Genomic DNA, 24,323 nt, shown 5'->3' with positions numbered 1-24,323 from the left:
GGCGATCTTCTCGGCCAGCGGGTGACCGCACGCGACATGCCCGTCTGGAGGACCGTTGTACGACGATGAGCGGGCCGACCGCCCCGGTAGCCACGGAGAGCATCTGATCCAGCAGGAGCTGGGCACCACCGAGCGCGCCGACCGGTTCTACGACGAACAGGTGCTGGACCGGCTCAACCCGCTCATGCAGCAGTTCGTGGCCCGCCAGGAGATGTTCTTCCTCGCCACCGCGGACGGCGACGGGGAGTGCGACAACACCTTCCGGGCCGGCCCGGCCGGCTTCCTGCACGTGCTCGACGACACCACCCTCGCCTATCCCGAGTACCGCGGGAACGGCGTCATGGCCTCGCTCGGGAACATCCGCGAGAACCCGCACGTGGGCCTGCTGATGATCGACTTCACCACGGACCGGATCGGTCTGCACGTCAACGGCCGGGCCGAGCTGGTCCCCGACGACGCCATGCGCCTCAGGCACCCCGGCCGCCTCGCCACCGACCCCGTGCCCGGCCGGCGTCCCCAGACCTGGGTGCGCATCGAGGTCGAGGAGGCGTACATCCACTGCTCGAAGCACATACCGCGGCTCGTCCCGGCCCAGCGGCGGCGGACCCCCGGCGAGGAGCGGGCCTGGGGCACGGACGACGTACGGCGCAAGGGCGGCGACTACTTCGGGGCGGCGGCCCGGGCCGGCCGGCGGCTCACCGGCCGCACTCCGGGGGCTCCACGTCCGTGAACTCCACCGGTGCCGCGCAGGCGGGAGGGCAGGGCAGGCCCGCACTCCCCTCTCCCCGCCCCTCCTACTGACGGCGCACCGGGCGTCCCGCCCTGCTCACCCGGGCCGTGCTCCTGAGGCAGGACAGGACCACCACGAACGGCCAGACCGACTGCACGGTCGTCACCGCGCGCTCGGCCACGCCCGCCGCTCCCCGCTGGTTCAGCTCGACCAGGAACCAGGCCGCGCCCAGCGCCATCACGCCGGTCACCGCGAGGGAGGGAACCGGGCGCAGGGCCCAGGGGACGCTGTCGCCGGTGCGGGCGGCCAGGAAGGGCCAGGCCGCGAGGACGGTGAAGCCCCCGGCGACCACCGAGCCGTGGCTCAGGGAGCCTCCGCTGCTCGGTGCCGGGACCACGGCCACCGCCAGCGCCGCCACTCCCCCGGCCGCGAGTGCCGCGCGTCCGGGCGTCGCGGCGGGACGCAGCCCCCAGGCGGTGAGCAGGTGGCAGACGCCGAGGACGACGAACGCGGCCGTCATCACCCAGGAGCCCGAGGTCCCGGGAGCCGCCAGGACGCTGATCGTCTGGGCGGCGGGGTCGTAGGGGGTGCTCTGGAGCGATGCCGCGACCACCCAGCCCAGGATCAGGGCGACCGGGGCACACCCCGACGACACAACAGCCCATTTCGGAACAGATCGCACCAGGACACCGTAGAGCGACGTGACCTTCCGTCCGTGGGACGAGTCCGCCCTCGCGTGGCGTAGTAGCCGGGTCCGCTCCGCCCGCTCAGGCGCAGGATGGGAACGTGCGGGCGCGCGGCGAAAGGTGATCGGTCATGGAGCTCACGCTGGTGGTGCTGATCATCGTCGTGGGGCTGACCTTCGACTTCACCAACGGCTTCCACGACGCGGCGAACGCGATCGCCACCTCGATCTCCACCCGCGCCCTGACCCCGCGGGTGGCCCTGGCGATGGCGGCGGTGATGAACTTCCTCGGCGCCTTCCTGGGCACGGAGGTCGCCCAGACCGTCGGCAAGGGCATCATCGGGGCGCCCGAGGAGGTCTCGGGCCTGCTGCTGGTGCTGTGCGCGCTGCTCGGCGCCATCGCGTGGAACGTCTTCACCTGGTGGCGAGGGCTGCCGACGTCGTCCTCGCACGCCCTGATCGGCGGTCTGGTCGGTGCCGCGCTCGCCGCCTCCGCGACGGTGTACTGGTCGGGCATCGTGGACAAGGTCGTCCTGCCGATGCTGCTGTCCCCGCTGGTCGGCGTGGCGCTCGGCTACCTGCTCCACACCGCCATCCTGTGGGCGTTCCGCCGTGCCGCGCCCCGGCGCACCACGCGGCGGTTCCGCATGGCGCAGACGGTGTCGGCCGCCGCGATGGGACTGGGGCACGGGCTGCAGGACGCGCAGAAGACCATGGGTGTCATCGTGCTGGCGCTGGTCACGGCGGGCTGGCAGGACGACTTCTCGGTGCCGGTGTGGGTGGTCGTCGCCGTGGCGCTCGCCATGGCGGCCGGCACCTACAGCGGTGGCCGGCGCATCATCACCACCCTGGGGCGGCGGATCGTGCATCTGGACCCGCCGCGCGGTTTCGCCGCGGAGACCGCCGCCGCGAGCGTCCTGTACACCACCGCGTTCCTGCTGAAGGCGCCCATCTCCACCACGCAGACCATCACCGCGGCCATCCTGGGTGCCGGCGCCACCCGGCGGGCCTCGGCCGTACGCTGGCAGGTGGCCCGTTCCATCGTCACCGCATGGGTGCTCACCTTCCCCGGCGCCGGGATCCCCGCCGCCGCGCTCTACCTCTTCCTGCACGCCGTCACCGGTGTGTGAGGCCCGCCGGAGGCCGTCATGAGCCCTTCCTCCGTTCCGCCGGCGTCCGAGCCGTCGGGCGGCGGGGTGCCCGGCGGCCTCCCGCTGCCCGGCCGTTTCGCCCATCTGCACCCGGACGACGGTGCCTGCCTGATGGAGGCCGCCGCGCTGCTGGCCGGTGACCGGTTCACCGACAGCCCGGCCGGTACGCATCCGGTGCTCGCCGCCCTGGCCCGCGCGGTCAACGACAGCGTGGGCGACGCCGCCCGGCTCGCCCTGTGGCCGCTGGCCGCAGAGCTCGCCGGCGCCCGGTCGGCGGGCCGGACGTACGCGCCACTGCTGGTCGGTCTGGTGGTGGACACGGCCCGGCGGGTCCGCCCCGCCTCCCGGCGGCTGGAGCGGCACGGCCGTGCGTGCCGCCGGAGGGCGCGGCGCCTGGCCCGCTCCCCCGTGGCCGGCCCCGTGGGCCGTCTGTCCGACCTGCTGTGGTGGCGCGGCCCCGGGCGCGGGTACCTCGAACACGCCGTGCGGGTGCTGAGCGCCGCGCCCGACGCCGACGAGCGGCTGTCCGGGCTGCTGCGGCAGGCCGTGGCGGAAGCCCGGGGCGGGACGGCCTCGACAGCGGAGGTCCGCTGCAACCGGTAGCGGGCGCGGGCCCGTCCTACAGGGCACCATGATCCCTCCCAGCGTCGGCGGCCCCTGGGCCGCACCGGTCGTCCGGCACCTGCTCGACTTCGCGTGGACGCAGACGCGCGCCTGCGCCTTCGCCATCGCCCTGCTGTCCGGCGTCGCCGTCTCCGCCCTGCTGCCCGACCTCCCGGTCGCGCGCTACGACGTGCTGGTCGTCTACGGCGTCCTGCTGACGCTGCTGTTCTGGCTGCGCGGCTGGGAGGACGGGCGGGACGTCGCCGTCACCGCGGTCTGTCACGTCATCGGTCTGGCCTTCGAACTGGTGAAGGTGTCGCTCGGCTCCTGGAGCTACCCGGAACCCGCCGTGCTGAAGTTCGCCGGGGTGCCCCTCTACGGCGGGTTCCTGTACGCGGCCGTGGGCAGCTACGTGTGCCGGGCCTGGCACCTGTTCGACCTGGAGCTGGTGCGCTACCGGCCGCGTGCCACGGCGGTGGTGGCGGCGGCGATCTACGTCAACTTCTTCAGCCACCACTGGCTGCCGGACGTGCGCTGGGTGCTGGCCGGACTGCTGGTGGCGGTGACCGCGGGGACGTCGGTGCGGTTCACCGTGCGGGGGGCGCGGCTGCGGATGCCGCTGGCGGTGTCGTTCGTGCTGATCGGGTTCTTCCTGTGGGTGGCGGAGAACCTCGCCACCCTGGCCGGCGCCTGGCGCTACCCGTACCAGGAGCACGGATGGGAGCCGGTGGGGATCGGCAAGTTCGGCGCGTGGGCGCTGCTGATCAGCGTGACCTTCGTGCTGGCGGCGGTCGGCCGGCGGCCGCGAGTCGTCACCGGGCCCGGCCCTGAGTATCATCCTATGAACGCACATTGAGTGATGTGACTTCGAGGGTCGTCACCGACCGTGGCCATCCTCGCCGGAGTGATCCATGTCCCGCACCGGCACCACGGACGACGACGGCGACGAGCTGCTGACCCGGCTCGGTGCCCTGACGGCCCAGGCACGCGCGCAGGCCGAGATGCAGCGCTCCCGCGTGGAGCTCGCCCTCGCGCTGCAGCGCGGCATGCTCCCCCGCGACCTGCCCGTGGCGCACCGGCTGCACCTGGCCGTGCGGTACGCCCCCGCGTACCGGGGCCTGAACGTGGGCGGTGACTGGTACGACGCCTTCACGCTCGGCGACGGCCGGATCGGTCTGTCCATCGGTGACGTCCAGGGGCACAACATCGAGGCCGCCGCCTTCATGGGACAGGTACGGGCCGCGCTGCGGGCGCTGGCCTCCGTCAGCAGCGAGCCGGGTGAGGTCCTGGCCCGCACCAACGACCTGCTGCTGGCGCTCAACTCCGACCTGTTCGCCACCTGCACCTTCCTGCGGCTCGACCCCTGCGCCGGGGTGCTGGAGAGCGCGCGGGCGGGGCATCTGCCCTGCGTCTGGGCCACGGCCGACGGCAAGTCCGGCGTCACCGAGGACGAGGGCGGACCCCCGCTCGGGGTCCTGGCGGGCATGCCGTATCCGGTGACCCGGTACGAGCTCACCACCGGCGGGGTGTTCGTGCTGCTCACGGACGGGGTCGTGGAGGGGCCGTCGCTGCGGCTGGAGGAGGGACTGGACCAGGTGACGCGGCTCGCGGGCGTCGCCGCGGTGGCGGGCATGGACGTGGACGCGCTGGCCGCGGCCGTGATCAAGGGCGCGGAGCGGGTGGGACACGACGACGACGCCGCCGTCCTGGTCGTGGGACTCGACGGGCCGGACGCGCCGCGCCCGTCCCACGAGGCCGACGGCGGGCGGATACGGACCGCTCAGCCATAGGGCCGCACGGCCCCGCTCCCGCCTCGCCGACCCGGCGGCCCCGGTGTCTCATGGCTGCTGTGGTGAGTAGCCAGGATCTGCGCAGTCCGGTCGCCCTCGTTCTGCTGACGCCGGCCGTCGCCGCCTGCTACTACGCGTCGGGGCAGCTGGGGCTGTTGCGGGAACTGGTCGTCGAGGGCGCGGTCGTCACCCCCATCTGGCCCCCCACCGGCGTCTCGGTCGCCTGCCTGCTGCTGTTCGGACTGCGCTGCTGGCCGGGGATCGCCCTGGGCGCCCTGCTGGTCATCCTGTCCCTCACCTCTCCGACGCCGTCGGCGCTGGGCGTGCTGGCCGGCAACACGGCCGCGCCCGTCGCCGGGTACCTGCTGCTGCGCCGGGCGGGCTTCCGCACCGAACTCGCGCGGCTGCGGGACGGTCTGGCCCTGGTGTTCCTGGGCGCGTTCACGGCGATGCTGATCAGTTCCACCACGGGCGCGGGCCTGCTGCTCCTCACGGACCGGATCGAGTGGACGGGCTTCTGGGCCGTGTGGCTGGCCTGGTGGGTGGGCGACGCCATGGGCGTGCTGATCGTCACGCCGGTCGTGCTCCTGCTGACCCGGATCCGCCTGCCGGTGCGCCTGACGCGCTGGAAGGAGGCCACCGGGCTGGCGGTCATCGTCTGCTGTGTCGTGCCGCTGGCCGCGCACAGCCGGCTGAGCGTGCTGTATCTCGTCTACCCCCTGCTGATCTGGGCGGCTCTCCGGTTCCAGCTGGCGGGCAGCATGGTGTGCGCCCTGTTCGCGTCGGTCATGGCCACCGTGGCGGCGACCGACCGGGTGGGACCGTTCGAGCGGCTCAGCCGGGTGGAGGTGATGATGAAGCTGCAGGCCTTCAACGGGGCGATGGCCCTGACGGCCCTGATCCTGTCGGCCGTGATCACCGAGCAGATCAACACCCGGCGCTCGGTGGAGCGCGCCTGCCAGGAACTGGTGGAGGTCCTCGGGCATCTCACCGCGGGCGACGTGCCGGACGGCCGGACGCCGGGCGACGAGCGCGGGGCCGGGCGGCGCCGGGACGAATGAGCCGCCCGGGACCGCGCCGGACCTGCGGCGGCCGGCGCGCCCTAAGGTGGGCGCGTGATCGAGGTGGAGGTGCTGCAGCTGCTGGTGTCGCCCGCGCACCGGCTGGCCGGGCGGCCGTCGGACGGACCCGCTCCGGGCCCGGACGACGAGCGCGTCACGCGGGTCGCGGTGCGCGGCGGCCTCGGCCTGGTCGGCGACCGCTACCACGCGCGGCCCGCGCACCGCGACGCGGCGGTGACCATGATGGCCGCGGAGAACCTCCCGGCCGGCGCCGACCTGCGGCACACGCGCCGGAACGTCCTGCTGCGGGGCGTCGACATCGACGCGTACCTCGGCGCGACGATCTCCCTGGACTGCGGCACCGGGCCGGTGCTGTTCGCGGTGAACCGCCCGGCCCGGCCCTGCGCCTGGATGGACGTGACCGTGGGCCCCGGCGCACAGCGTGCCCTGCGCGGCCGGGGCGGGGTGCGCTGCACACCGCTGAGCGACGGCCTGCTCACGGTCGGCCCGGCTCGGTTCCGGACCCTGGACGAGGCCGGCACCGCCTCCTGAGGGCCCGGTCAGCCGGCCCCGGGTGCCGTGCGGATCGCCGCGATGTCGAACTGCAGACGCACCTTCTCGCTCACCATCGCACCGCCCTCGGCCAGCCTGCTGTTGTAGGTGAGGCCCCAGTCCGAGCGGTTGATGGTCGTGGTGCCGTCGAATCCCACCCGCTCGTAGCCGAACGGGTCGGTGACATGCCCGATGTAGGTCATCTCGAGTACGACCGGCCGGGAAATTCCCTTGATGGTGAGCTCGCCCGACATGAGATAGAGATCGGCGCCCGCCTGTTGCACCCCGGTGCTCGTGAAACGCATCCGCGGATAGGTCGCGACGTCGAGGAAATCACGCCCGACCAGGTGGGCGTCGCGCTGTTCCACCCCGGTGTCGACACTGGAGGTGAACAGGGTGATGTCGGCCCGCGACCGGGCCGGGTCGTGGGCGTCGAAGTAGAGCCGGCTCTCGTACTCCAGGAAACAACCGCGCACGGTGGTCACCATCGCGTGCCGGACGGAGAAGCCGATCCTGCTGTGCGCAGGGTCGACGACCCATTCACCGGTCAGACTCGCCAGGCCGGGATCCGGCAGGACGGCGGTGGGGGAAGCCGGTGCGCCGACGGGGCGCTGTGGGGGGACGGCAGGCGTCTGCCGCCGGGACGGCACGACGCGGTTGAACAGGTTCATGATTCATCTAGGTACTTGAGTTTCTTTATTGCCGCAAGTCCCCTTGCGTTGTGCGTCTGTTGACGAGGAGCCCGGCGGCCCATTTCCCCGGCACCTTGCACAGAATCCACACATGACGCTCGCGGCGCACCGACGAAATACCCATCCGAAACCCCAGTGTTTTTCATTCCGGGCATTTCGGGGATGCGGTCGGGGTCTCCTCGATCGCGAGGTCGTTGTCGACGGTGTAGTAGGGGCGCAGAGCGGAAGCGCCCGCGGTGGTCGCCGGAAAGACGTGGACGTGCTTCCGGTCCGCGACGTCGTCGAGGAGGCGGCCGATCCTGACCGGCCGCGCATCGGCCTCCGGCAGGACGAAGGCGTCCCAGACGCGGCCGGCCTCAGGTGCGGGATCCGCCAGGTCGCCGGAGCCGACCGTGAAGGAGAAGCCGCGTCCGTCGCCGTCGATCCGGGGGCGCACGGTCCGGAAGGTGCCGGTGCCCCGCAGGCGCAGCCGTACCGTCGCGCTCTGCCGGAGGCCGGCGCCGTGCAGCCGGGCGGCGACCGTGATCGCCCCGTCGGCCAGGCCGACGGCGTGGACCTCCGCGTGGGCGGTGCGCAGCCAGGCCCGCAGGGCGAGGAAGCCGTCCTTGGTGACGTACGGGACCCGCACGGCCACCGGGGTGGAGCGGTGCCGCAGGTGCCCGTCGACGAGTGCGCGCAGATCCCGCAGACCGGGGCGCAGCCGCTGCCGGCCGGCCCCCTGCTCCGGCAGCAGGTACAGGTCCCAGCGGCCTTCGGCCAGGTCCGTGCCGGGTTCCAGCACGGCGTGCGGGCGGCCGTCGGCGTCGGGTTCCAGGTCGAGGTGGCGCAGGGTCTGCTCGGGGTGGCCCTTCCTGGGGCGCAGGCGCAGCAGCAGGCGGGGGCGGCCGGCCGGGGCCCCGGGCAGCCGGAAGGTGATCCGCCCGTCCGCGTCGCTCGTGCAGTCGGTGCGCGGGACGGTGTCCTGGTGGGTGCTCATCGTCGGCCCTTCCGTAGTGCGCGCAGGGCGCCGGCGGCAGCGGCGTGGGCCGTGTCGCGGGCGGCGTGGATCCGGCCGGTCAGCGGGCTGAGGGTCCCGGTGGCGTCGCGAGCGGCACGCCGGCCGGCGGTGCGCGCCGCGACCGCGCGGTCGAGGATGTGCTCGGCCTGGGCGACGACCGGCCCCGGGGCGAAGCGCTGCGCGTTGCTCAGGGCGGCGGCGCCCATGCGGCGGCGCAGTTCGTCGTCGCCCACGAGGTGCAGCAGGGCCGCGGCGAGGGCGTCCCGGTCGCCGACGGGGACCAGCCGGCCGTCGGTGCCGTCCTGGATGATCTCGCCGGGGCCGTAGGGGCAGTCGGTGCTGACGACGGGCAGTCCGCAGCGCATCGCCTCGACGATGGTCATGCCGAACGGCTCGAAGTTCGAGGCGGCCGCGCCGATCGAGGCCTTGACCCACTCGGCCTCCATGGGGGTGGCGGCCCCCATCAGGAACACGTTGTTCCACAGGCCGAGCCGCTCGACGAGCCCGCGCAGCGCCGACTGCTCCTCGCCCTTGCCGTAGATGCGCAGCTGCCAGTCGGGGTGCGCGGCCGCGACCTGGGCGAAGGCCTCGATCAGCAGGTCGTAGCGTTTCACGCGGACCAGGCGCCCGGCGGCGACGACGACCTTCGCGGTGCCGTCGGCGGGGGGCAGCACCGGGTCGGGGACGCTGTTCGGCAGGGCCTCCACGTGGACGCCGGGCAGCCACATGGCGCGCCGGTAGGCGGCGGCGTCCGCTTCCGTGACGGTGGTGATCACGTCGAGGTGGCGGTAGGCGCGGCGCAGGACGGTGCGCAGCCGCGGCGAGTGGTTGTCGAGGGTGAGGTGCTCCTGGCCGACGCGGGCGACGTGCTGCGGGGCCTGGCGGGCTATGTGCACGTTGAGACCGGGCCGGGTGCCGATGACGACGTCCGCGTCGAGGTCGGCGAGGTGCTCGCCGATGCGCTGGTCGGTCAGCTCGCTGTACTGACCGTGACGGTACTCGGCGGCCGGGAAGATCTTCGCCGGTCTCCCGTGCAGCGGATGGTCCGCTTCCTTGCGCAGGTCGACCAGCGCCCGCAGCCGCACCCGGGGGTCGGGGGTGAGGTTGGGGTCCTCCCGGTGCCTCAGGGCGGAGACGATCTCGACGTCGTGCCGTGCGGCCAGCGCCCGGGCCAGGTTGAACGTGGTGGTGATCGTCCCTCCGATGCCGTAGGCGTTGTGGATGAGGAAAGAGATCTTCATGGTGGTCTAGACGGCGTCAACACCCGGACAGTTGTTCACCGTTACTACTCTGTGGCCCGGCGCGGGAGGCCGGGTGGGTCCGGACGATTCCGTAATGATCTCGGACATAAGTGGTCTGGGCCATAGTGCTGTGCCACCGGGATGTGCATAGCTTGATCTGTTTGCCCGCAGCAGTGTCGCGTCACGGGTGCACCGTCCTCGTCGATCCCCTGGAGAGCCATGCGCCCCCGAATAACCTCCGTACCGCGCCTCGGATCCCTGCCGCCCCTCGCCCTGGCGGGCGGTGCGCTGGCCGTCGGTGTGGGCGGCCTGTACCTCGGCGGGCTGCTGCTCACGGGCGGGGAGATCGACGCCGGGACGACCGTGCGCGGGGTGGAGATCGGGGGGCTGAGCCGCGCGGAGGCCGTGCGGAAGCTGGAGCGGCGGCTGGAGGCGTCCGGCGCGCGGGCGATCCCGGTGCGGGTCGGCGACCGCAGGGGCACGGTCGATCCGCGGCGTGCCGGGCTGTCCTACGACGTCCGGGCGACCGTCGACCGCGCCGCGCGCACGGGCGTCGACCCGCTCAGCGTGTTCGGCGGGCTGTTCCGCACCGGTGGCGCCGTCGAGCCGGTCGTACGCCTCGACGAGGACCGGGCCCGGGCCGCGCTCGGGCGGCTGGCACTGGACCGGAAGGTCCGCGACGGCGCCGTCGCCTTCGACGGCGGGCGGGTCGAGCAGGTCGCGCCGCGCACCGGCTACGCGCTGGACGTGCCGGCCTCGGTCGGCCCCCTGCGCGCCGCGTTCCTGCGCGGTGACGCCGGCGCGGTGACGGCCCTGCCGGTGCGGGAGACCAGACCGAAGGTGACGGCCGAGGAGGTGCGGCGCGCGGTGCGCTCGTTCGCGCAGCCGGCCGTCTCGGGACCCGTCACGCTCACCGCGGCGGGCCGCCGGATCACGGTCGGCCCCGACGTCCTGGGCGCCCACCTTTCGATGCGGCCGGACGACGACGGCACGCTGGAACCGCGGCTCGACGCGAAGGGGCTGCGGGACGATCCCGCGGTGGCCGGACCGCTGGACGAGATCACCACCACCGCCCGCGACGCCGTGCTGCGGCCGGACGGCGACCGGGTCGCCGTGGCCGAGGACGCCGTGATGGGCAGGGAGGTCACCGACAAGGCGCTGGGCAAGGCCGTGCTGCCCCTGCTCACCGGGACGGGTGACGCCCGCACCGGCGCGGTGGACGTGCACACGACCCGGCCCGAGGTGACCCGCGAGAACGCGGCCGAGCTGGGGCTGACCGAGACGATGAGCTCCTTCACGGTCGACTTCGAACCGGCCGAGTACCGCACGAAGAACATCGGCCGGGCGGTGGAGCTCATCAACGGCTCCCTGGTACGGCCGGACGAGACGTGGAGCTTCAACCGGACCGTCGGTGAACGTACGAAGGCGAACGGCTTCGTCGAGGGCATCATCATCCTCGACGACCAGTTCACGAAGGCCTCCGGAGGCGGGGTGTCCGCCGTGGCGACGACCGTGTACAACGCGCTGTTCTTCGCCGGGGTCAAGCCCGTCGAGCACGGCGCGCACTCCTTCTACATCGAGCGCTACCCGGAGGGCCGCGAGGCGACGGTCGCCTGGGGCAGCCTGGACCTGCGCTTCACCAACGACTCGGGCAAGGCGCTCTACATCCAGGCGGAGTCCACGGACACGTCCGTGACCGTCTCGTTCCTCGGCACCCGCGCCTACGACGAGATCAAAGCGGTCAAGGGCCCGCGCACCGAGGTGAAGAAGCCGGCGAAGAAGGTGAGCGACGCCGAGGAGTGCGTCCCCCAGACGCCGCTGGAGGGATTCGACGTGACGGTGGAGCGGGTCTTCTACAACGACGGCCGGGAGGTGCGGCGCGAGCCGTACCGCACGCACTACACGCCGCGCGACGAGATCGTCTGCGAGTGATCCGACCACCGTTCGACCGGCCGCACAACTCTCCCTTCTGCTCGGGCCGTTGACCCGCCTCCATGGCGCCAGCACAATGAGCGCGCAAATTGAGAGCGCTCTCAAGGGGAGATCCATGACTGGCAGACAAGGCCCGGCGCTCAGCCGGCGTTCGCTCATCGGTGCCGGGCTCGGGGCCGCCGCAGTCGCCGCGGCCGGCACCGGGCAGGCCCACGCGGCCGGTCCCGTTGCCCGGCCGGCGCCGTCCCCGGCCCGCGCCCAGGCCTTCCTCGCCGCCGCCATGGACGCCTATCCCGACCACGGGGACCTCCGGCTGACCCAGAGCTACACCGACCAGGCCGGTCTGTTCAGCACCGCGTTCACGTACGACAACGCCCTGGCCGTCCTGGCCCACCTCGCGACCCGGACCGCGGGCGGCCTGGCCCGGGCCACGGCCCTGGGCGACGCCCTGCTCTACGCCCAGCTGCACGACCCGGCCCACGACGACGGCAGGCTCCGGCAGGCCTACAACGTCGGGCCGTACACCTTCTACGACGGTTCGCCGCAGCCCGACGGCTTCGTGCGGCCGGACGGCACCGTCAACGTCGGCACGCAGTTCGGTTTCACCGGCACGGCCGTGGGCGACATGGCCTGGGCCGGCATCGCGCTCAGCGCCCTGGCCCGCCGCACCGGCGCGCGCCGCTTCCTCACGGGCGCGGTGCGGATCGGCGAGTGGATCGAGCGGACCGGCCGGACCACGGAGCCGCTCGGCGGCTACAAGTTCGGCGTGGACGGGGCGAACCAGCGGCTGCCGTTCACCTCCACCGAGCACAACACGGACCTGATCTGCCTGTTCGGCCGGCTCGCCCGGCTCACCGGTGACCGGGTGTGGCGCGAACGGCGCGCCCGGGCCGAGGAGTTCGTCCGGCGGATGTGGGAGCCGGACGGAGGCTTCTTCTACACCGGCACGAACGACGGGGTGACGGTGAACAAGGCGCCGATCCCGGAGGACACCCAGACCTGGACGCATCTCGCCCTCGGTGCCCGCACGCGCGGCTACACCCGTTCGCTGGACTGGGCGGCGGCCGAGCTGGCCGTCGTCGACCACTCCGGCCGCCCGAACAGCACGGTGCCGGCGGGGCAGTCGTACGAGGGGGTCACCTTCAGTTCGGCGAGTCTGGTGGCGGACGAGGACGCGCCGATCGCCTCCGGGCAGCCCAAGCCGGACCGCAACGGGGTGTGGTTCGAGGGGACGGCCCATCTCGCCCTCGCCCTGCGGGAGCGCGGCGCGCGCGGTGACGAGAGCCGGGCCCGGCAGCTGCTCGCCTCCCTGGAGCGGGCCCAGGACCTGCTGGGGGGCGGTCAGACCGTCGGCGGCCGGGAACTGCCCGAGCGCGCCGGGGTGGTGTCCGCGAGCAGTCCGCTGGACACCGGCTTCGGCTTCGGTTACTACCCGTACCGGCACACCGGGGCGACCGCCTGGTACCTGATGGCGGCGGCGCGGTACAACCCGCTGCGGGCCTGACCCGGCGGCCCGGTCCGCTGCCGTGCGCAGCGGACCGGGCGGGCGGTCAGGCGAGGCGGTGGACCCTCTGGTCGGTCAGTTCGTAGCGGGCGCCGACGATCGCGAGCCGTCCGGTGGCGATCCGGGCGGCGAGGTCGGGCTCCGCCACCAGCTTGGAGCGGACGAGCCGGACGTTGGCGTCGACGGTCGCGTCGATGCGCGCGTCGCCCTGCTGCCCGTGGTCTATGGCGGGGCTGATCTGGTCGGCCAGGTACTGGATGTGCGCGGGCAGGTGGCCTCCCGACTCCTCGGCCTCGACGGCGGCCCGCACGGCGCCGCACGACTGGTGGCCCAGCACGACGACGAGGGGTATGCCGAGCTCCAGCACGCCGTAGGCCACGCTGCCGAGCACGGCCTCGTCGAGGACCTCGCCGGCGGTGCGCACGGTCATCAGGTCGCCCAGGCCCTGGTCGAAGACCAGCTCCGGGGGCACGCGTGAGTCGATGCAGCCGAGGACGACGGCGAAGGGGTGCTGGGCCGTGGTGAGGGTCTGGCGCACGGCGGGCGTCTCGTGCGGGTGGCGTTCCCGGTAGGTGCGCCAGCGGCGGTTGCCCTCGGCCAGCTCCCGCCAGGCCTCGTCCGGGGTGTCGGGCCGCGGGGGCGTGCCCCGGGTGGGGGCTGCCGCGGCGGCCGGGCGGGCGGCGGCGAGTCCGGTGCCGAGGGCGGCGGCACCGGTCAGTGCGGTGCGCAGGAGGGTGCGGCGGCCGGGACCGCCGGTGGTGGGCCGTGCACCGGCGAAGGGGTGCGGTGTACGGCCGGCGCCTCTGTGGGCGGCGGAATCAGTGTTCACGGCCAGAACGTATGCCCGAATCCGGGAGCGGACGCGTTCCTTACCGTTTCATGGTCCGAGTTGGGCAAGTGATGTTCTTGCCTTGAACGGGTTTTGACGATCCCTCAGGCAACGCGGGACGCCCCGGACCGGCCGGTCCGGGGCGTCCTGTGGTGCGGGGTGATCAGACCAGGTCGAACCGGTCCAGGTTCATGACCTTGACCCACGCCGCGACGAAGTCCTTGACGAACTTCTCCTTGGCGTCGTCGCTCGCGTAGACCTCGGCGAGGGCCCGCAGCTCGGAGTTCGAGCCGAAGACCAGGTCGGCGCGCGAACCGGCCCACTTGACCTCGCCGGTGGCGGCGTCACGGCCCTCGAAGGTGGTCTGGTCCTCGGACGTCGACTTCCACGTGATGCCCAGGTCGAGCAGGTTCACGAAGAAGTCGTTGGTCAGCGAGCCGGGCGTCTTGGTCAGCACACCGAGCTGGGACGACTGGTAGGTGGCGCCCAGCACCCGCAGGCCTCCGACCAGGACGGTCATCTCCGGAGCGCTCAGGGTGAGCAGGTTCGCACGGTCCAGCAGCAGGTACTCGGCCGGCAGGCGGTTGCCCTTGCCGAGGTAGTTGCGGAACCCGTCGGCGGTCGGCTCCAGCGCCTCGAACGACTCGGCGTCGGTGTGCTCCTCCGTGGCGTCCACCCGGCCAGCGGTGAAGGGGACCTCGATCTGGAAACCGGCTTCCTTGGCGGCCTTCTCGACGGCGGCGGAGCCACCGAGGACGATCAGGTCGGCCAGCGAGACCTTCTTGGCACCGGCGCCGGAGTTGAACTCTTGCTGGATGCCCTCCAGGACGCGCAGCACCTGGGCCAGCTCGTCGGGCTCGTTGACCTCCCAGCCGCGCTGCGGCTCCAGGCGGATACGGGCGCCGTTGGCACCGCCGCGCTTGTCGCTGCCGCGGAAGGTCGAGGCGGACGCCCACGCGGTGGACACCAGCTGGGAGACGGACAGGCCCGACTCCAGCAGCTTGGTCTTCAGGACCGCGACGTCCTCGGCGTCGATGGCCTCGCCCTCGGGCTCCGGCAGCGGGTCCTGCCAGATCAGGGTCTCCTCCGGGACCTCCGGGCCGAGGTACAGCGACTTCGGGCCCATGTCACGGTGGGTCAGCTTGAACCAGGCGCGGGCGAAGGCGTCCGCGAACTGGTCGGGGTTCTCGTAGAACCGGCGGGAGATCGGCTCGTAGATCGGGTCGAAGCGCAGCGCCAGGTCGGTGGTGAGCATCTTCGGACGGTGCTTCTTCGACGAGTCGTGCGCGTCCGGCACGATCTCCGGGGCGTCCTTGGCCACCCACTGGTGGGCGCCGGCCGGGCTCTGCTCCAGCTCGTACTCGAACTCGAAGAGGTTCTTGAAGAAGCCGTTGCTCCACTGGGTGGGCGTGCTGGTCCAGGTCACCTCCAGGCCGGAGGTGATGGCGTCGCCGCCCTTGCCCGTGCCGTAGGTGCTCCGCCAGCCCAGGCCCTGCTCCTCCATGGAGGCGGCCTCGGGGTCGGCGCCGACGTGGTCGGCCGGACCGGCGCCGTGGGTCTTGCCGAAGGTGTGGCCGCCGGCGATGAGGGCGACGGTCTCCTCGTCGTTCATCGCCATGCGGCGGAACGTCTCACGGATGTCGCGGGCCGCGGCGAGCGGGTCCGGGTTGCCGTTGGGGCCCTCGGGGTTGACGTAGATGAGGCCCATCTGGACCGCGCCGAGCGGGTTCTCCAGCTCGCGGTCGCCCGAGTAGCGCTTGTCGTCGAGCCAGGTGGTCTCGGGACCCCAGTAGACGTCCTCCTCGGGCTCCCAGACGTCCTTGCGGCCGCCGGCGAAGCCGAAGGTCTCGAAGCCCATCTGCTCCAGGGCGACGTTGCCGGTGAGGATCATCAGGTCGGCCCAGGAGATGTTCTGGCCGTACTTCTTCTTGACCGGCCACAGCAGACGGCGGGCCTTGTCCAGGTTGCCGTTGTCCGGCCAGCTGTTCAGCGGCGCGAAGCGCTGCTGGCCGGCGCCGGCGCCGCCGCGGCCGTCGCTGATGCGGTAGGTGCCCGCGCTGTGCCAGGCCATGCGGATCATCAGCGGGCCGTAGTTGCCGAAGTCGGCCGGCCACCAGTCCTGCGAGGTGGTGAGCACCTCGGCGATGTCGCGCTTGACGGCCTCCAGGTCCAGGGCCTGGAACGCCTCCGCGTAGTCGAAGTCCTCACCGAGCGGGTTGGCCACCTCGGGGTTCTTGGCGAGGATCTTCAGGTTCAGCCGCTCGGGCCACCACTGGCGGTTGCCGCCGCCCTGAGTCGGGTGCAGCGCCCGGTCGTGGGCCACCGGGCAGCCGCCTCCTGCCTCCTCCGACTTCGGGTCGGTGACGATCGCGTCGTGGTTCTCAGTCATGGAAATCCTTCCGGACGGGGTGGATCACGGTGCTCGGGTGGATCACGTGCTCAGGAACTGCTGGCGGTGGAACAGCCGGGGCACAGGCCCCAGTAGATGACCTCGGCCTCGTCGACGGCGAAGCCGCGGTCGTCGGAGGCGGTCAGGCAGGGGGCGTGACCGACCGCGCAGTCGACGTCGGCGACGGCGCCGCACGACCGGCACACGAGGTGGTGGTGGTTGTCGCCGACCCGTCCCTCGTAGAGGGCCGGGCTGCCGGGTGGTTCGAGGCGGCGTATGAGGCCCGCCGCGGTGAGCGCGTGGAGACCCTCGTAGACGGCCTGGACGGAGATGTGTCCCACGCGGCCGCGTACCTCGGAGGCGATCGCCTCGGCGCCCAGGTGGTCACCGTCCCGCACGGTCTCCAGCAGCGCCACACGGGCTGCCGTCACCCGCAGGCCGGCACCGCGCAGCTCCTCGGCGGTGGTCGGGGTCCGGGATGCGGTCATGCCCACAACCTAGCCACACAAACACGAACGGTTCAAGAAAACGAACGGTTCAATTTTGGTGTCGCGCGTGTGAGCCGCGGGATACCGCTCCACTCCTGGGGTGTGAGCTCCGTCACGTCCTCATGATGGGGCCGGGCGCCCCGGGCGGCAGCGGCCCGCCAGGCTTCCCGCACGGTCAGTTTCCGGCGCGGTCGGTTTCCGGTGCGGTCAGGCGTTCGAGCCGGGCGGCGGCCGCCGCGGCCCGGCGGTCGGCCTCACGGACGCGGCGCCCCGCCGTGCGGGCCCGCTCCCGGGCCGAGCGCTCGGCGAAGCGCGCCTGCTGGTGTTCACCCCTGGCGCGTTCCAGCTCCTCGGTGAGCTCCCCGACGTGCCGCTGGAGGCGTTCGACCTGCTGTTTCGCCTCCTGTGCGGCCCGGTCGGCGTCCGCCGCCTCGTCCCGCGACGCGCGCAGCTCGCTCTCGGCGGCCTCGGCGTCCTGCCGCGCCTCGGCCAGCCGCCGCCTGCGCTGCTCGTCCGCCTTCGCGTCCCTCTTGCCCTTCGCACCCTTATTACCCTTCGCGCCCTTCCCGCCCGGCGTGTCCTTCCCGCCCTCGACGGGCTGGTCCCGGTCGGGCCCACCGGTGGCCGGGCGGGAGAGGGCGCCCTCGGCGACGGCCGGGAAGCCGACGGCCGCGCTGAGCGGCTTGGTGAGGCGGCCGGTCGCCCAGGCCTCAGCGGCCTCCGGGTCGGCGAGCACGGCGTGCAGGGTGTTCTCGACCTCGCGCTGCACGCTCTCGCCGATCGGATGACCGGCCTCGGCGGCGAGCTGCCGGGCCTGCAGGGACAGGGCCCGGATCAGGGCGTGCTGCCGGCGGCTCAGCTCCCGCAGCTGGGTGCCGTCCAGATCCTGGTGGGCCCGGCGCAGCCCCTCGCCCAGCCGGAGCAGGGGCTCCACCTCGCCCGGGCGGCTGCGGACCAGGAGGTTGCTGACCCAGGCCGCGAGGCTCGGTTTGCGCAACGCGCCGATCCGCGCGGCGAGTTCCCGGTCGCCCGCGGTGCGGGCGGCGGCCACGGCCGAGGCACGGGCGGGGGTGAATTCCTCCGGCCGCAGGGCGTACAGCTCGTCGGCCACGGCGTCCAAGTCCATGCGCGTCCCTTTCGCACGGCAGCTCCGAGTCGATCGTCTCAGGCCGCGCCGTCCGGGGCGCGCGGAACGGCGGGCCGAGGGCTTCGGAGGCACCCCCTGCGTGACCGGGAGATCGACGGTTTAACATATGAGCGCCGCCTAGCTCGAAAGATGGACTCGTGACTGTCAACGACGACTCGTTCACCAACTGGAAGAACCGCGAGGAGATCGCGGAGTCGATGATCCCGATCATCGGGAAGCTGCACCGGGAGCGGGACGTGACCGTCCTGCTGCACAGCCGCTCCCTGGTGAACAAGTCGGTGGTCAGCATCCTGAAGACCCACCGGTTCGCCCGGCAGATCGCCGGTGCGGAGCTCTCCGTCACCGAGACGCTGCCGTTCCTCGAGACGCTGGCCGGGCTCGACCTCGGGCCCTCCCAGATCGACATCGGCATGCTGGCGGCGACGTACCGCGAGGACGACCGCGGTCTGTCGATCGCGGAGTTCACCGCCGAGGCCGTCGCCGGCGCCACGGGCGCCAACAAGATCGAGCGCCGCGAGGGCCGCGACGTCGTCCTCTACGGCTTCGGCCGCATCGGCCGGCTCGTGGCCCGCCTGCTGATCGAGAAAGCGGGTTCGGGCAACGGCCTGCGGCTGCGGGCGATCGTCGTGCGCGGCGGTGGCGAGCAGGACATCGTCAAGCGCGCCTCGCTGCTGCGCCGGGACTCCATCCACGGCCAGTTCCAGGGCACGATCACCGTCGACGAGGCGAACAGCACGATCGTCGCCAACGGCAACGCCATCAAGGTGATCTACGCCAACGACCCGTCCGAGATCGACTACACGGCGTACGGCATCAAGGACGCCATCCTCATCGACAACACCGGCAAGTGGCGCGACCGCGAGGGTCTGTCGCAGCACCTGCGTCCCGGTGTCGACAAGGTCGTGCTGACCGCGCCCGGCAAGGGCGACGTCCCGAACATCGTCCACGGCGTCAACCACGACACCATCAAGCCGGACGAGCAGATCCTGTCCTGCGCGTCCTGCACCACGAACGCGATCGTGCCGCCGCTGAAGGCGATGGACGACGAGTTCGGCGTCCATCGCGGTCACGTGGAGACCGTCCACTCGTTCACCAACGACCAGAACCTGCTGGACAACTACCACAAGTCCGAGCGCCGGGGCCGGTCCGCGCCGCTCAACATGGTCATCACCGAGACCGGTGCCGCCTCCGCCGTCGCCAAGGCGCTGCCCGACCTCAAGGCGAAGATCACCGGCAGCTCCATCCGGGTGCCGGTGCCGGACGTCTCGATCGCCATCCTCAACCTGCAGCTCGCGCGGGAGACCACCCGCCAGGAGGTCCTCGACTACCTGCGCGAGGTCTCGCTGACCTCGCCGCTGAAGCGCCAGATCGACTTCATCAGCGCCCCCGACGCGGTCTCCAGCGACTTCATCGGCTCGCGCCACGCCTCGATCGTCGACGCCGGCGCCACCAAGGTCGAGGGCGACAACGCGATCCTCTACCTCTGGTACGACAACGAGTTCGGCTACTCGTGCCAGGTGATCCGGGTCGTGCAGCACGTGTCGGGCGTGGAGTACCCGACGTTCCCGGCTCCCGCGGTCTGACCCCGGCGAGCACAGGAAAGGCGCGGGGCGTGCGGGCCCCGCGCCTTTCCTGTGTACTGTCCCAGCACTCCGGTGCGTGCGCCGCACGCGCCAGATACGCTCAGCGCTCCGAGCGCTCAGTGCCTGAAGCGCTCAGTGCTTGAAGACGTCCTTCGTCTTCTCCTTGGCCTGCCGGGCGTCGCCCTTCGACTGCTGCGCGCGGCCCTCGGCCTCCATGCGCTCGTTGCCGACGGCACGGCCGATCGTCTCCTTGGCCTTGCCCTTGGCCTGTTCGGTCTTCGCCTTGGCCTTCTGCTCTCCAGCCACTCTTCGCTCACTCCCAGTCGTGTACGACGTCGGGGTCACGGTACGAGTGACCTCCGTGGAGAGGTCCAAACGTGCCGGGCCGCCTACACTGCCGCCCGTGCAGGAACAGCGGGACGGACGAGGACAGGGCATGACCATCAACCGGCCGGGGCTGCCCGGGGACCTGCCGTCGGCTCCGGTGCTGTGGGGGCGCTGGGCGCTCGTCGCGGTGCTCGAGGCCACCTCGCAGGACGAGCGGAAGGCCCACCACCGCACGGGCACCTGGGTCGACGGGGCCGGACTGCACCTGGACGACTCCGGCTGCACCTGGTGGCGCCTCGCGCCCCGGGGCGCGGGGCGGTGGGTCCTCTTCGGTGAGGACGAGTCGAGCGGCTGCAAGTGGCACGAGCCGCCCGTCGACCTGCTCGCCGGGGCCCCCTCCTGGCTGCCGCACGAGGAGCTGACGGACCTCCTGGGCGGGGGCGAACTGGGCTGTGTCTACTGGTACGAGAGCGGAGCCTGGGCCCGGGCCGCGTACCCGGACACCCTGGAGGACGACGGCCTCGACTGCGGGATGAGCCGCTTCACCGACCGCGCCGACGTACTGCGCACGGTCGCCGACGAGGATCACGGCGCCACCTCGGCCCGCGACGCGGAGACCTTGCTGGACCACGCCGAGAACCACCGCCTGACACCCGGGCTGCTGTTCCGTCTCACCCGTGACCCGGCCGGGCGGCAGCGGGACCGGCCGGCCATGGGCAGAGCGCTGGAGGCGGCGGGCCTGAACCGGCCGTGACCCCCGGGGTCAGTGGCAGCAGCCGCCGGCGGCCGGTGCGACGTCCAGGCGGCAGAAGCAGGACGCCTGGATCGGCACGTCGGCCAGCGCGGTCGCCGTCCTGAGCTGGTGCGCCACGAGGGCCGCCTCGCCGGTCCTGCCGGTGCGCAGCAGGCACTCGTGGAACCCATGGAGCGCCCAGACGTTGTTGGGATGCTGCAGGGGGCGGGGCAGGGTGTCGTCGAGGCCGAGGTCGGCGCGGTAGACGGCCTCGGCCTCCGCCACCCGGCCCTGCTCCAGCAGCAGCGCCCCGTAGGCGTGGCGGGTGGGCTGCATCCAGCCCCACGGCTCGTCGTAGGGGAGGTTGTCGTCGAGCTCGATGGAGCGTTCCAGGGCGGCGAAGGCCAGGTCGTGATTGCCTTTGCGGTACTCCAGCTCGCCGTCCAGCATGGCCGCGGCGATGGCGAGGATGTCGTGGCAGGTGTTGTTGAACAGCATCCGCGTCCCGGGCACGCGGCTCACCGCCTCGTGGAACAGGGCCCGTTCGGTCTCCGCCCGGTCGACCTCGCCGGTGGCCGAGAGGGCGACGCCCCGGGCGTAGTGGCGCATCGCGGTGGTGACCGCGTACAGCTCCGGGTCGGCGGGGGCGGGGAGTTGGAGGATGTCGGCCCAGCGGCCGAAGCGGATCAGGACGTGGACGCGCATGGCCAGGAACGCTTCGAGCCAGTCGGCCATCGGAGGGCTCTGCACGCGCAGCAGGTCCTCCGGGACGGCGGCCTCCAGCCGGGCGGCGGTGTCGAGGGCGACCTGTGCCTGGCCGAGGAACATGGCGCCGTAGATCTTGAAGTGGTAGTTGTGCGCCCGGTACAGGGTGTAGAAGTTCATCGCGCCGGCCCGGCGGTGGTACTTCTCGTCGGCGGCGATGGCGGCGGTGTTGGCCGCGACGACCTGGCGGTAGTCCCCGCACAGGACGTCCAGGTGCGAGGGCATGTGCAGCAGGTGCCCCGCGTCGGGCACGATGCCGCGCAGCCGGTCGGCGACGGTGAGGGCCCGCTCCGGGGCCGGGGACATCTCCATCAGGTGGATGTAGAGGTGCAGGACGCCGGGGTGCCGCGCCCCGGCCTCGGTGGCGAGGGCGCCTTCGAGCACGTCCCGGGCCTCCGTGGTGCGGGCGCCCTCGGCGGGCTGCCCGGTCCTGAGGTCCCACAGCTGCCACGGGGTGAGGTTCATCGCGGCGTCGGCATGGAGGGTCGCGACGTCCGGGTCGCCGGGCGCCAGCGCGTACACCGCGCGCATGGCGTCCGCGTACGGCTCGTTCCACACCGAGCAGTCCGCCACCGCCTCCGCCTGCGGGTAGCGGGCCCGCAGGGCGCCGATCAGGGCCTGCTCGACGGGGGTGGCGCCGACGGCCTTCTCGTGCGCCCGCTCCACGGCGGCGTGGGTGCGCCCGACCGTCCGCACCAGTTCCTCGCCGTCGAAGAATTCCCAGGGCTTGTTGTAATTCGGGCCGAGGGCGTAGGCGATTCCCCAATACGCCATCGCGCACTCGGGATCGGCCTCGGCCGCTTTCTCGAAGCAGGCGACGGCTTCCTCGTGGTGGAAGGCGTACGTCCACACCAGCCCCCGGTCGAACCAGAGTTGAGCCTCGTCGGACGTGGTGGTGACGGGACGGCTGTGGGTGCCGAGGTCGTAATAGTCGCCCATGGGATTCTCCTGGGAAAGCGGCCGGGGCCGTGAGAATAGCGGCTGAGGACCCACCGCCGGCTTCCGCTCGATTCTCGTATTTCCAGGTTATCGGTTCGATGGTCGACCGGACGCGGTCAGCAGCTGCGGTCGCGGCGACACGAGGAGACCACTCACAGTGACACGACGGTCACCAGGTGCTTCCTGGCCGATCATCCGGTCGTTCGATCGCGGGCAGCTTCACCGACGGGCTGGCACCGCCCAACTCCCGCTCCCTAGGATGTACTTCCTGTCCGGCCAGACCGTTGGCGCGGCACCTTGCAGGGGGAACGATGAACTCCGAGAAGCAGCTGTCCACCGAGATCGACGCGAACGTGCCGACGGCAGCACGCATGTACGACCACTACCTGGGCGGCAAGGACAACTACGCGGCCGACCGCGCCGCGTGCGAGGAGCTCGACAAAGTCGTCCCGAGCACGCGCCGCCTGGCCCTGAACAACCGCCGCTTCCTCCAGCGCGTGGTGCGGACCCTCTCCGAGGAGTACGGCATCCGCCAGTACCTGGACCACGGCTCCGGCCTGCCGACGCAGGACAACGTGCACCAGGTCGCCCAGCGCATCGACCCCACCACCCACGTGGTGTACGTCGACAACGACCCGATGGTGCTGGTGCACGGCCGGGCGCTGCTGGAGCAGGACGACCGCACCACCGTCATCCACGCGGACATGCGCGAGACCGACCTGATCTTCGACCACCCCGACACCAAGCGGCTGATCGACTTCTCCGAGCCGGTGTGCGTGCTGTTCAACTCGGTCTTCCACTGCATTCCGGACAGTGACACCGACGGACCGCTCGCGGTGGCCCGTCGCGTCCGGGAGCGGCTCGCGCCCGGCAGCTTCATGGTGATGTGCCAGCTGGTCAGCGAGGACCCGGAGGTCCGCAAGTTCGTCACCGACTTCATGGACCAGGCGACGCAGGGCCACTGGGGCCGTGTGCGGGAGCCCAAGGACGTCGAGACGTACTTCGAGGGCCTGGAGATCCTGGATCCGGGGCTGGTGGAGGTCTCCACCTGGCGTCCGGACACGGAGGTGGCGCCGCGTCAGCTCACCCACGAGTGGATCGAGTTCGGCGGCGTGGGCCGGCTGCCCCTGGAGAAGTGACACGGCGGGTGCCGCTCGCGGGACGCCTGACGTCCCCCCGAGCGGCACCCGGGCGTCACGGGTGGAACTGCCCCGTCGTCCACGGATGGCGCCGCCCCGTCGTCTACGGGTAGCGCTGCTCCATCGTCTGCCGCAGCAGCTCCATGGACTCGCGGGGCTTGAGGGCCTCGTCCGCGAGCCGGTCCAGCACGATCCGGTACTCCTCGGTCTCGTCGCGGTCCTCGAGGAAGTTGGCGCTTCGGATGTGCTCCAGGTAGACCACGTCGGGCAGGTCCAGGCCACCGAAGCGCAGATAGGTCACCGGGATCGCGGGAGCCGAGGCGTTCGTGACGCTCAGCGGCACGATCTGCACCGTCACATTGGGGCGCTTGGCCATCTCGACGAGGTGCGCGAGCTGTTCGCGCATGACCTCCGGGCTGCCGAGGACGCGCAGCAGCACGGACTCGTCGATGATCGCCCACAGCTGCGGAGCCTCGTCCCGCGTGACCAACCGGGCCCGGCGCATGCGCAGTTCGACGCGCCGCTCCACCTCGCCCGCCGGGGCGTTCGGCAGGCCGCGCTCGACGACGGCCTTGGTGTAGGCGGGCGTCTGCAGCAGGCCGGGCACGTACTGGATCTCGAAGGTACGGATGGTGGCCGCGGCTTCCTGGAGCCCGACCAGCCGGTCGAACCACTCGGGCATCAGCCGCTTGTCGTAGCGCTGCCACCAACCCGGTTCACCGGCGCGCTGCAACAGCTTGAGCAGCACCGCGGCCTCGTAGTCGTCGGTGCCGTACAACTGCAGCAGCGCGCGGACGTCGTTCTCGGTCGGTGGGCGGCGGCCCTTGCCGGACTCGATGCGGGACAGTTTCGCGGCACTGAAGCCGACAGCGCGCGCCGCCTGGTCCTGGGCGAGCCCGGCGTCCTCGCGGAAGCCTGCCAGCTGTACACCGACCAGCATCTTCAGCAGGGTCGGCGCCGGCTCGGGCCTGTCCAGATAGGGTTCCAGACGGGAGATACGATGCGACGCGGCGGACATCCTGACTCCCAGCAGACCGGCACAAGGG

23 protein-coding genes are annotated in these 24,323 nt (G+C 72.2%); 12 read left to right on the top strand and 11 right to left on the bottom strand.

The annotated features are described in order from the left end of the window. The first annotated feature begins 55 nt into the window (after positions 1–55). On the top strand, positions 56–730 hold the full coding sequence (locus ACPXCS_RS25160) for a pyridoxamine 5'-phosphate oxidase family protein (protein WP_425949434.1): 675 nt from the start codon (positions 56–58) through the stop codon (positions 728–730). Between the two features lie 64 nt (positions 731–794). On the opposite strand, the gene ACPXCS_RS25155 is transcribed toward ACPXCS_RS25160, so the two are convergent. Continuing rightward, positions 795–1,412, bottom strand: coding sequence for a DUF998 domain-containing protein (locus tag ACPXCS_RS25155; protein WP_425949432.1), 618 nt, complete (start codon positions 1,410–1,412; stop codon positions 795–797). A 134-nt stretch (positions 1,413–1,546) separates the two neighbouring features. Here ACPXCS_RS25155 and ACPXCS_RS25150 point away from each other — a divergent pair, with 134 nt between their 5' ends. Genes ACPXCS_RS25150 through ACPXCS_RS25125 form a run of 6 tightly spaced genes read left to right on the top strand, consistent with a single transcriptional unit; the run spans position 1,547 to position 6,572 of the window. Continuing rightward, entirely contained in the window at positions 1,547–2,545 is a 999-nt protein-coding gene (locus ACPXCS_RS25150) for an anion permease (protein WP_425949431.1), read from the top strand. An 18-nt stretch (positions 2,546–2,563) separates the two neighbouring features. Beyond that, positions 2,564–3,169, top strand: a complete 606-nt coding sequence (locus ACPXCS_RS25145) for a hypothetical protein (protein ID WP_425949430.1) — start codon at positions 2,564–2,566, stop codon at positions 3,167–3,169. Positions 3,170–3,197: 28 nt separating this feature from the next. Further along, complete coding sequence (locus ACPXCS_RS25140; protein ID WP_425949429.1) at positions 3,198–4,025, top strand: DUF817 domain-containing protein; 828 nt, start codon at positions 3,198–3,200, stop codon at positions 4,023–4,025. 55 nt (positions 4,026–4,080) lie between these two features. Further along, a complete protein-coding gene (locus tag ACPXCS_RS25135; protein ID WP_425949428.1) occupies positions 4,081–4,959 on the top strand; it encodes a PP2C family protein-serine/threonine phosphatase in 879 nt (292 codons plus the stop codon). A 50-nt stretch (positions 4,960–5,009) separates the two neighbouring features. Continuing rightward, positions 5,010–6,020 (top strand): MASE1 domain-containing protein, encoded by a 1,011-nt coding sequence (locus ACPXCS_RS25130; protein ID WP_425949426.1) that lies wholly within the window; start codon positions 5,010–5,012, stop codon positions 6,018–6,020. 54 nt (positions 6,021–6,074) lie between these two features. After that, positions 6,075–6,572, top strand: coding sequence for a molybdenum cofactor biosysynthesis protein (locus tag ACPXCS_RS25125; RefSeq protein WP_425949425.1), 498 nt, complete (start codon positions 6,075–6,077; stop codon positions 6,570–6,572). 8 nt (positions 6,573–6,580) lie between these two features. Here the strand turns inward: ACPXCS_RS25125 and ACPXCS_RS25120 are convergent, their stop codons facing one another. The 3 genes from ACPXCS_RS25120 to ACPXCS_RS25110 all read right to left on the bottom strand — a co-directional run bounded on the left by ACPXCS_RS25120 (position 6,581) and on the right by ACPXCS_RS25110 (position 9,502). Then, a complete protein-coding gene (locus tag ACPXCS_RS25120; RefSeq protein WP_425949423.1) occupies positions 6,581–7,243 on the bottom strand; it encodes a YceI family protein in 663 nt (220 codons plus the stop codon). 163 nt (positions 7,244–7,406) lie between these two features. Next, entirely contained in the window at positions 7,407–8,240 is an 834-nt protein-coding gene (locus ACPXCS_RS25115) for a transferase (protein WP_425949422.1), read from the bottom strand. Beyond that, positions 8,237–9,502 (bottom strand): glycosyltransferase family 4 protein, encoded by a 1,266-nt coding sequence (locus ACPXCS_RS25110; RefSeq protein ID WP_425949421.1) that lies wholly within the window; start codon positions 9,500–9,502, stop codon positions 8,237–8,239. Before ACPXCS_RS25110 ends, ACPXCS_RS25115 begins: the two co-directional genes overlap by 4 nt. 219 nt (positions 9,503–9,721) lie before the next feature. Between ACPXCS_RS25110 and ACPXCS_RS25105 the strand changes: the two genes are divergently transcribed. Beyond that, positions 9,722–11,434, top strand: a complete 1,713-nt coding sequence (locus ACPXCS_RS25105; protein ID WP_425949420.1) for a VanW family protein — start codon at positions 9,722–9,724, stop codon at positions 11,432–11,434. A gap of 115 nt (positions 11,435–11,549) precedes the next feature. Then, entirely contained in the window at positions 11,550–12,938 is a 1,389-nt protein-coding gene (locus ACPXCS_RS25100) for a Tat pathway signal sequence domain protein (protein ID WP_425949418.1), read from the top strand. Between the two features lie 46 nt (positions 12,939–12,984). Here ACPXCS_RS25100 and ACPXCS_RS25095 read toward each other — a convergent pair whose 3' ends face one another. From ACPXCS_RS25095 to ACPXCS_RS25080, 4 genes are all read right to left on the bottom strand, one after another. After that, positions 12,985–13,767 carry a carbonic anhydrase gene (locus ACPXCS_RS25095; protein WP_425949416.1) on the bottom strand — a complete coding sequence of 261 codons (783 nt, stop codon included), beginning with the start codon at positions 13,765–13,767 and terminating at the stop codon, positions 12,985–12,987. Positions 13,768–13,930: 163 nt separating this feature from the next. Next, positions 13,931–16,156: a catalase/peroxidase HPI gene (gene katG / locus ACPXCS_RS25090; RefSeq protein WP_425949414.1), complete on the bottom strand. Its 2,226-nt coding sequence runs from the start codon at positions 16,154–16,156 to the stop codon at positions 13,931–13,933. Positions 16,157–16,206: 50 nt separating this feature from the next. After that, positions 16,207–16,644: a Fur family transcriptional regulator gene (locus tag ACPXCS_RS25085; protein WP_311686234.1), complete on the bottom strand. Its 438-nt coding sequence runs from the start codon at positions 16,642–16,644 to the stop codon at positions 16,207–16,209. A gap of 175 nt (positions 16,645–16,819) precedes the next feature. Continuing rightward, entirely contained in the window at positions 16,820–17,770 is a 951-nt protein-coding gene (locus ACPXCS_RS25080; RefSeq protein WP_425949413.1) for a hypothetical protein, read from the bottom strand. Between the two features lie 158 nt (positions 17,771–17,928). Here ACPXCS_RS25080 and ACPXCS_RS25075 point away from each other — a divergent pair, with 158 nt between their 5' ends. Next, positions 17,929–19,374: a glyceraldehyde-3-phosphate dehydrogenase gene (locus ACPXCS_RS25075; protein ID WP_425949411.1), complete on the top strand. Its 1,446-nt coding sequence runs from the start codon at positions 17,929–17,931 to the stop codon at positions 19,372–19,374. Between the two features lie 132 nt (positions 19,375–19,506). Here the strand turns inward: ACPXCS_RS25075 and ACPXCS_RS25070 are convergent, their stop codons facing one another. Then, on the bottom strand, positions 19,507–19,680 hold the full coding sequence (locus ACPXCS_RS25070; RefSeq protein ID WP_425949409.1) for a CsbD family protein: 174 nt from the start codon (positions 19,678–19,680) through the stop codon (positions 19,507–19,509). A gap of 130 nt (positions 19,681–19,810) precedes the next feature. Between ACPXCS_RS25070 and ACPXCS_RS25065 the strand changes: the two genes are divergently transcribed. Beyond that, on the top strand, positions 19,811–20,455 hold the full coding sequence (locus ACPXCS_RS25065; RefSeq protein ID WP_425949407.1) for a hypothetical protein: 645 nt from the start codon (positions 19,811–19,813) through the stop codon (positions 20,453–20,455). Between the two features lie 9 nt (positions 20,456–20,464). Here ACPXCS_RS25065 and ACPXCS_RS25060 read toward each other — a convergent pair whose 3' ends face one another. Continuing rightward, positions 20,465–22,138, bottom strand: a complete 1,674-nt coding sequence (locus ACPXCS_RS25060; protein WP_425949406.1) for a hypothetical protein — start codon at positions 22,136–22,138, stop codon at positions 20,465–20,467. Between the two features lie 311 nt (positions 22,139–22,449). On the opposite strand from ACPXCS_RS25060, the gene ACPXCS_RS25055 reads away from it, so the two are divergent. Then, positions 22,450–23,277 (top strand): SAM-dependent methyltransferase, encoded by an 828-nt coding sequence (locus ACPXCS_RS25055; RefSeq protein WP_425949405.1) that lies wholly within the window; start codon positions 22,450–22,452, stop codon positions 23,275–23,277. 103 nt (positions 23,278–23,380) lie between these two features. Here the strand turns inward: ACPXCS_RS25055 and ACPXCS_RS25050 are convergent, their stop codons facing one another. Then, positions 23,381–24,295 carry a helix-turn-helix domain-containing protein gene (locus ACPXCS_RS25050; protein WP_425971021.1) on the bottom strand — a complete coding sequence of 305 codons (915 nt, stop codon included), beginning with the start codon at positions 24,293–24,295 and terminating at the stop codon, positions 23,381–23,383. Between the last annotated feature and the right edge of the window lie 28 nt (positions 24,296–24,323).

Source organism: Streptomyces sp. DT190 (assembly GCF_049846985.1).
In the GTDB taxonomy this organism is placed as follows: domain Bacteria; phylum Actinomycetota; class Actinomycetes; order Streptomycetales; family Streptomycetaceae; genus Streptomyces.
The sequence above is the reverse complement of the archived record's forward strand: the minus strand, read 5'-3'. Positions and strand labels throughout refer to the sequence as shown.

What these genes read in the sequence shown, in the direction of transcription:
- ACPXCS_RS25100 (WP_425949418.1), top strand. Translation starts at nt 11,550, where the DNA reads ATGACTGGCAGACAAGGCCCGGCGCTCAGCCGGCGTTCGCTCATCGGT.
- ACPXCS_RS25055 (WP_425949405.1), top strand. Translation starts at nt 22,450, where the DNA reads ATGAACTCCGAGAAGCAGCTGTCCACCGAGATCGACGCGAACGTGCCG.
- ACPXCS_RS25105 (WP_425949420.1), top strand. Translation starts at nt 9,722, where the DNA reads ATGCGCCCCCGAATAACCTCCGTACCGCGCCTCGGATCCCTGCCGCCC.
- katG (WP_425949414.1), bottom strand. Translation starts at nt 16,156, where the DNA reads ATGACTGAGAACCACGACGCGATCGTCACCGACCCGAAGTCGGAGGAG.
- ACPXCS_RS25115 (WP_425949422.1), bottom strand. Translation starts at nt 8,240, where the DNA reads ATGAGCACCCACCAGGACACCGTCCCGCGCACCGACTGCACGAGCGAC.
- ACPXCS_RS25080 (WP_425949413.1), bottom strand. Translation starts at nt 17,770, where the DNA reads ATGGACTTGGACGCCGTGGCCGACGAGCTGTACGCCCTGCGGCCGGAG.
- ACPXCS_RS25060 (WP_425949406.1), bottom strand. Translation starts at nt 22,138, where the DNA reads ATGGGCGACTATTACGACCTCGGCACCCACAGCCGTCCCGTCACCACC.
- ACPXCS_RS25130 (WP_425949426.1), top strand. Translation starts at nt 5,010, where the DNA reads ATGGCTGCTGTGGTGAGTAGCCAGGATCTGCGCAGTCCGGTCGCCCTC.
- ACPXCS_RS25140 (WP_425949429.1), top strand. Translation starts at nt 3,198, where the DNA reads ATGATCCCTCCCAGCGTCGGCGGCCCCTGGGCCGCACCGGTCGTCCGG.
- ACPXCS_RS25120 (WP_425949423.1), bottom strand. Translation starts at nt 7,243, where the DNA reads ATGAACCTGTTCAACCGCGTCGTGCCGTCCCGGCGGCAGACGCCTGCC.
- ACPXCS_RS25150 (WP_425949431.1), top strand. Translation starts at nt 1,547, where the DNA reads ATGGAGCTCACGCTGGTGGTGCTGATCATCGTCGTGGGGCTGACCTTC.
- ACPXCS_RS25135 (WP_425949428.1), top strand. Translation starts at nt 4,081, where the DNA reads ATGTCCCGCACCGGCACCACGGACGACGACGGCGACGAGCTGCTGACC.
- ACPXCS_RS25085 (WP_311686234.1), bottom strand. Translation starts at nt 16,644, where the DNA reads ATGACCGCATCCCGGACCCCGACCACCGCCGAGGAGCTGCGCGGTGCC.
- ACPXCS_RS25065 (WP_425949407.1), top strand. Translation starts at nt 19,811, where the DNA reads ATGACCATCAACCGGCCGGGGCTGCCCGGGGACCTGCCGTCGGCTCCG.
- ACPXCS_RS25050 (WP_425971021.1), bottom strand. Translation starts at nt 24,295, where the DNA reads ATGTCCGCCGCGTCGCATCGTATCTCCCGTCTGGAACCCTATCTGGAC.
- ACPXCS_RS25110 (WP_425949421.1), bottom strand. Translation starts at nt 9,502, where the DNA reads ATGAAGATCTCTTTCCTCATCCACAACGCCTACGGCATCGGAGGGACG.
- ACPXCS_RS25145 (WP_425949430.1), top strand. Translation starts at nt 2,564, where the DNA reads ATGAGCCCTTCCTCCGTTCCGCCGGCGTCCGAGCCGTCGGGCGGCGGG.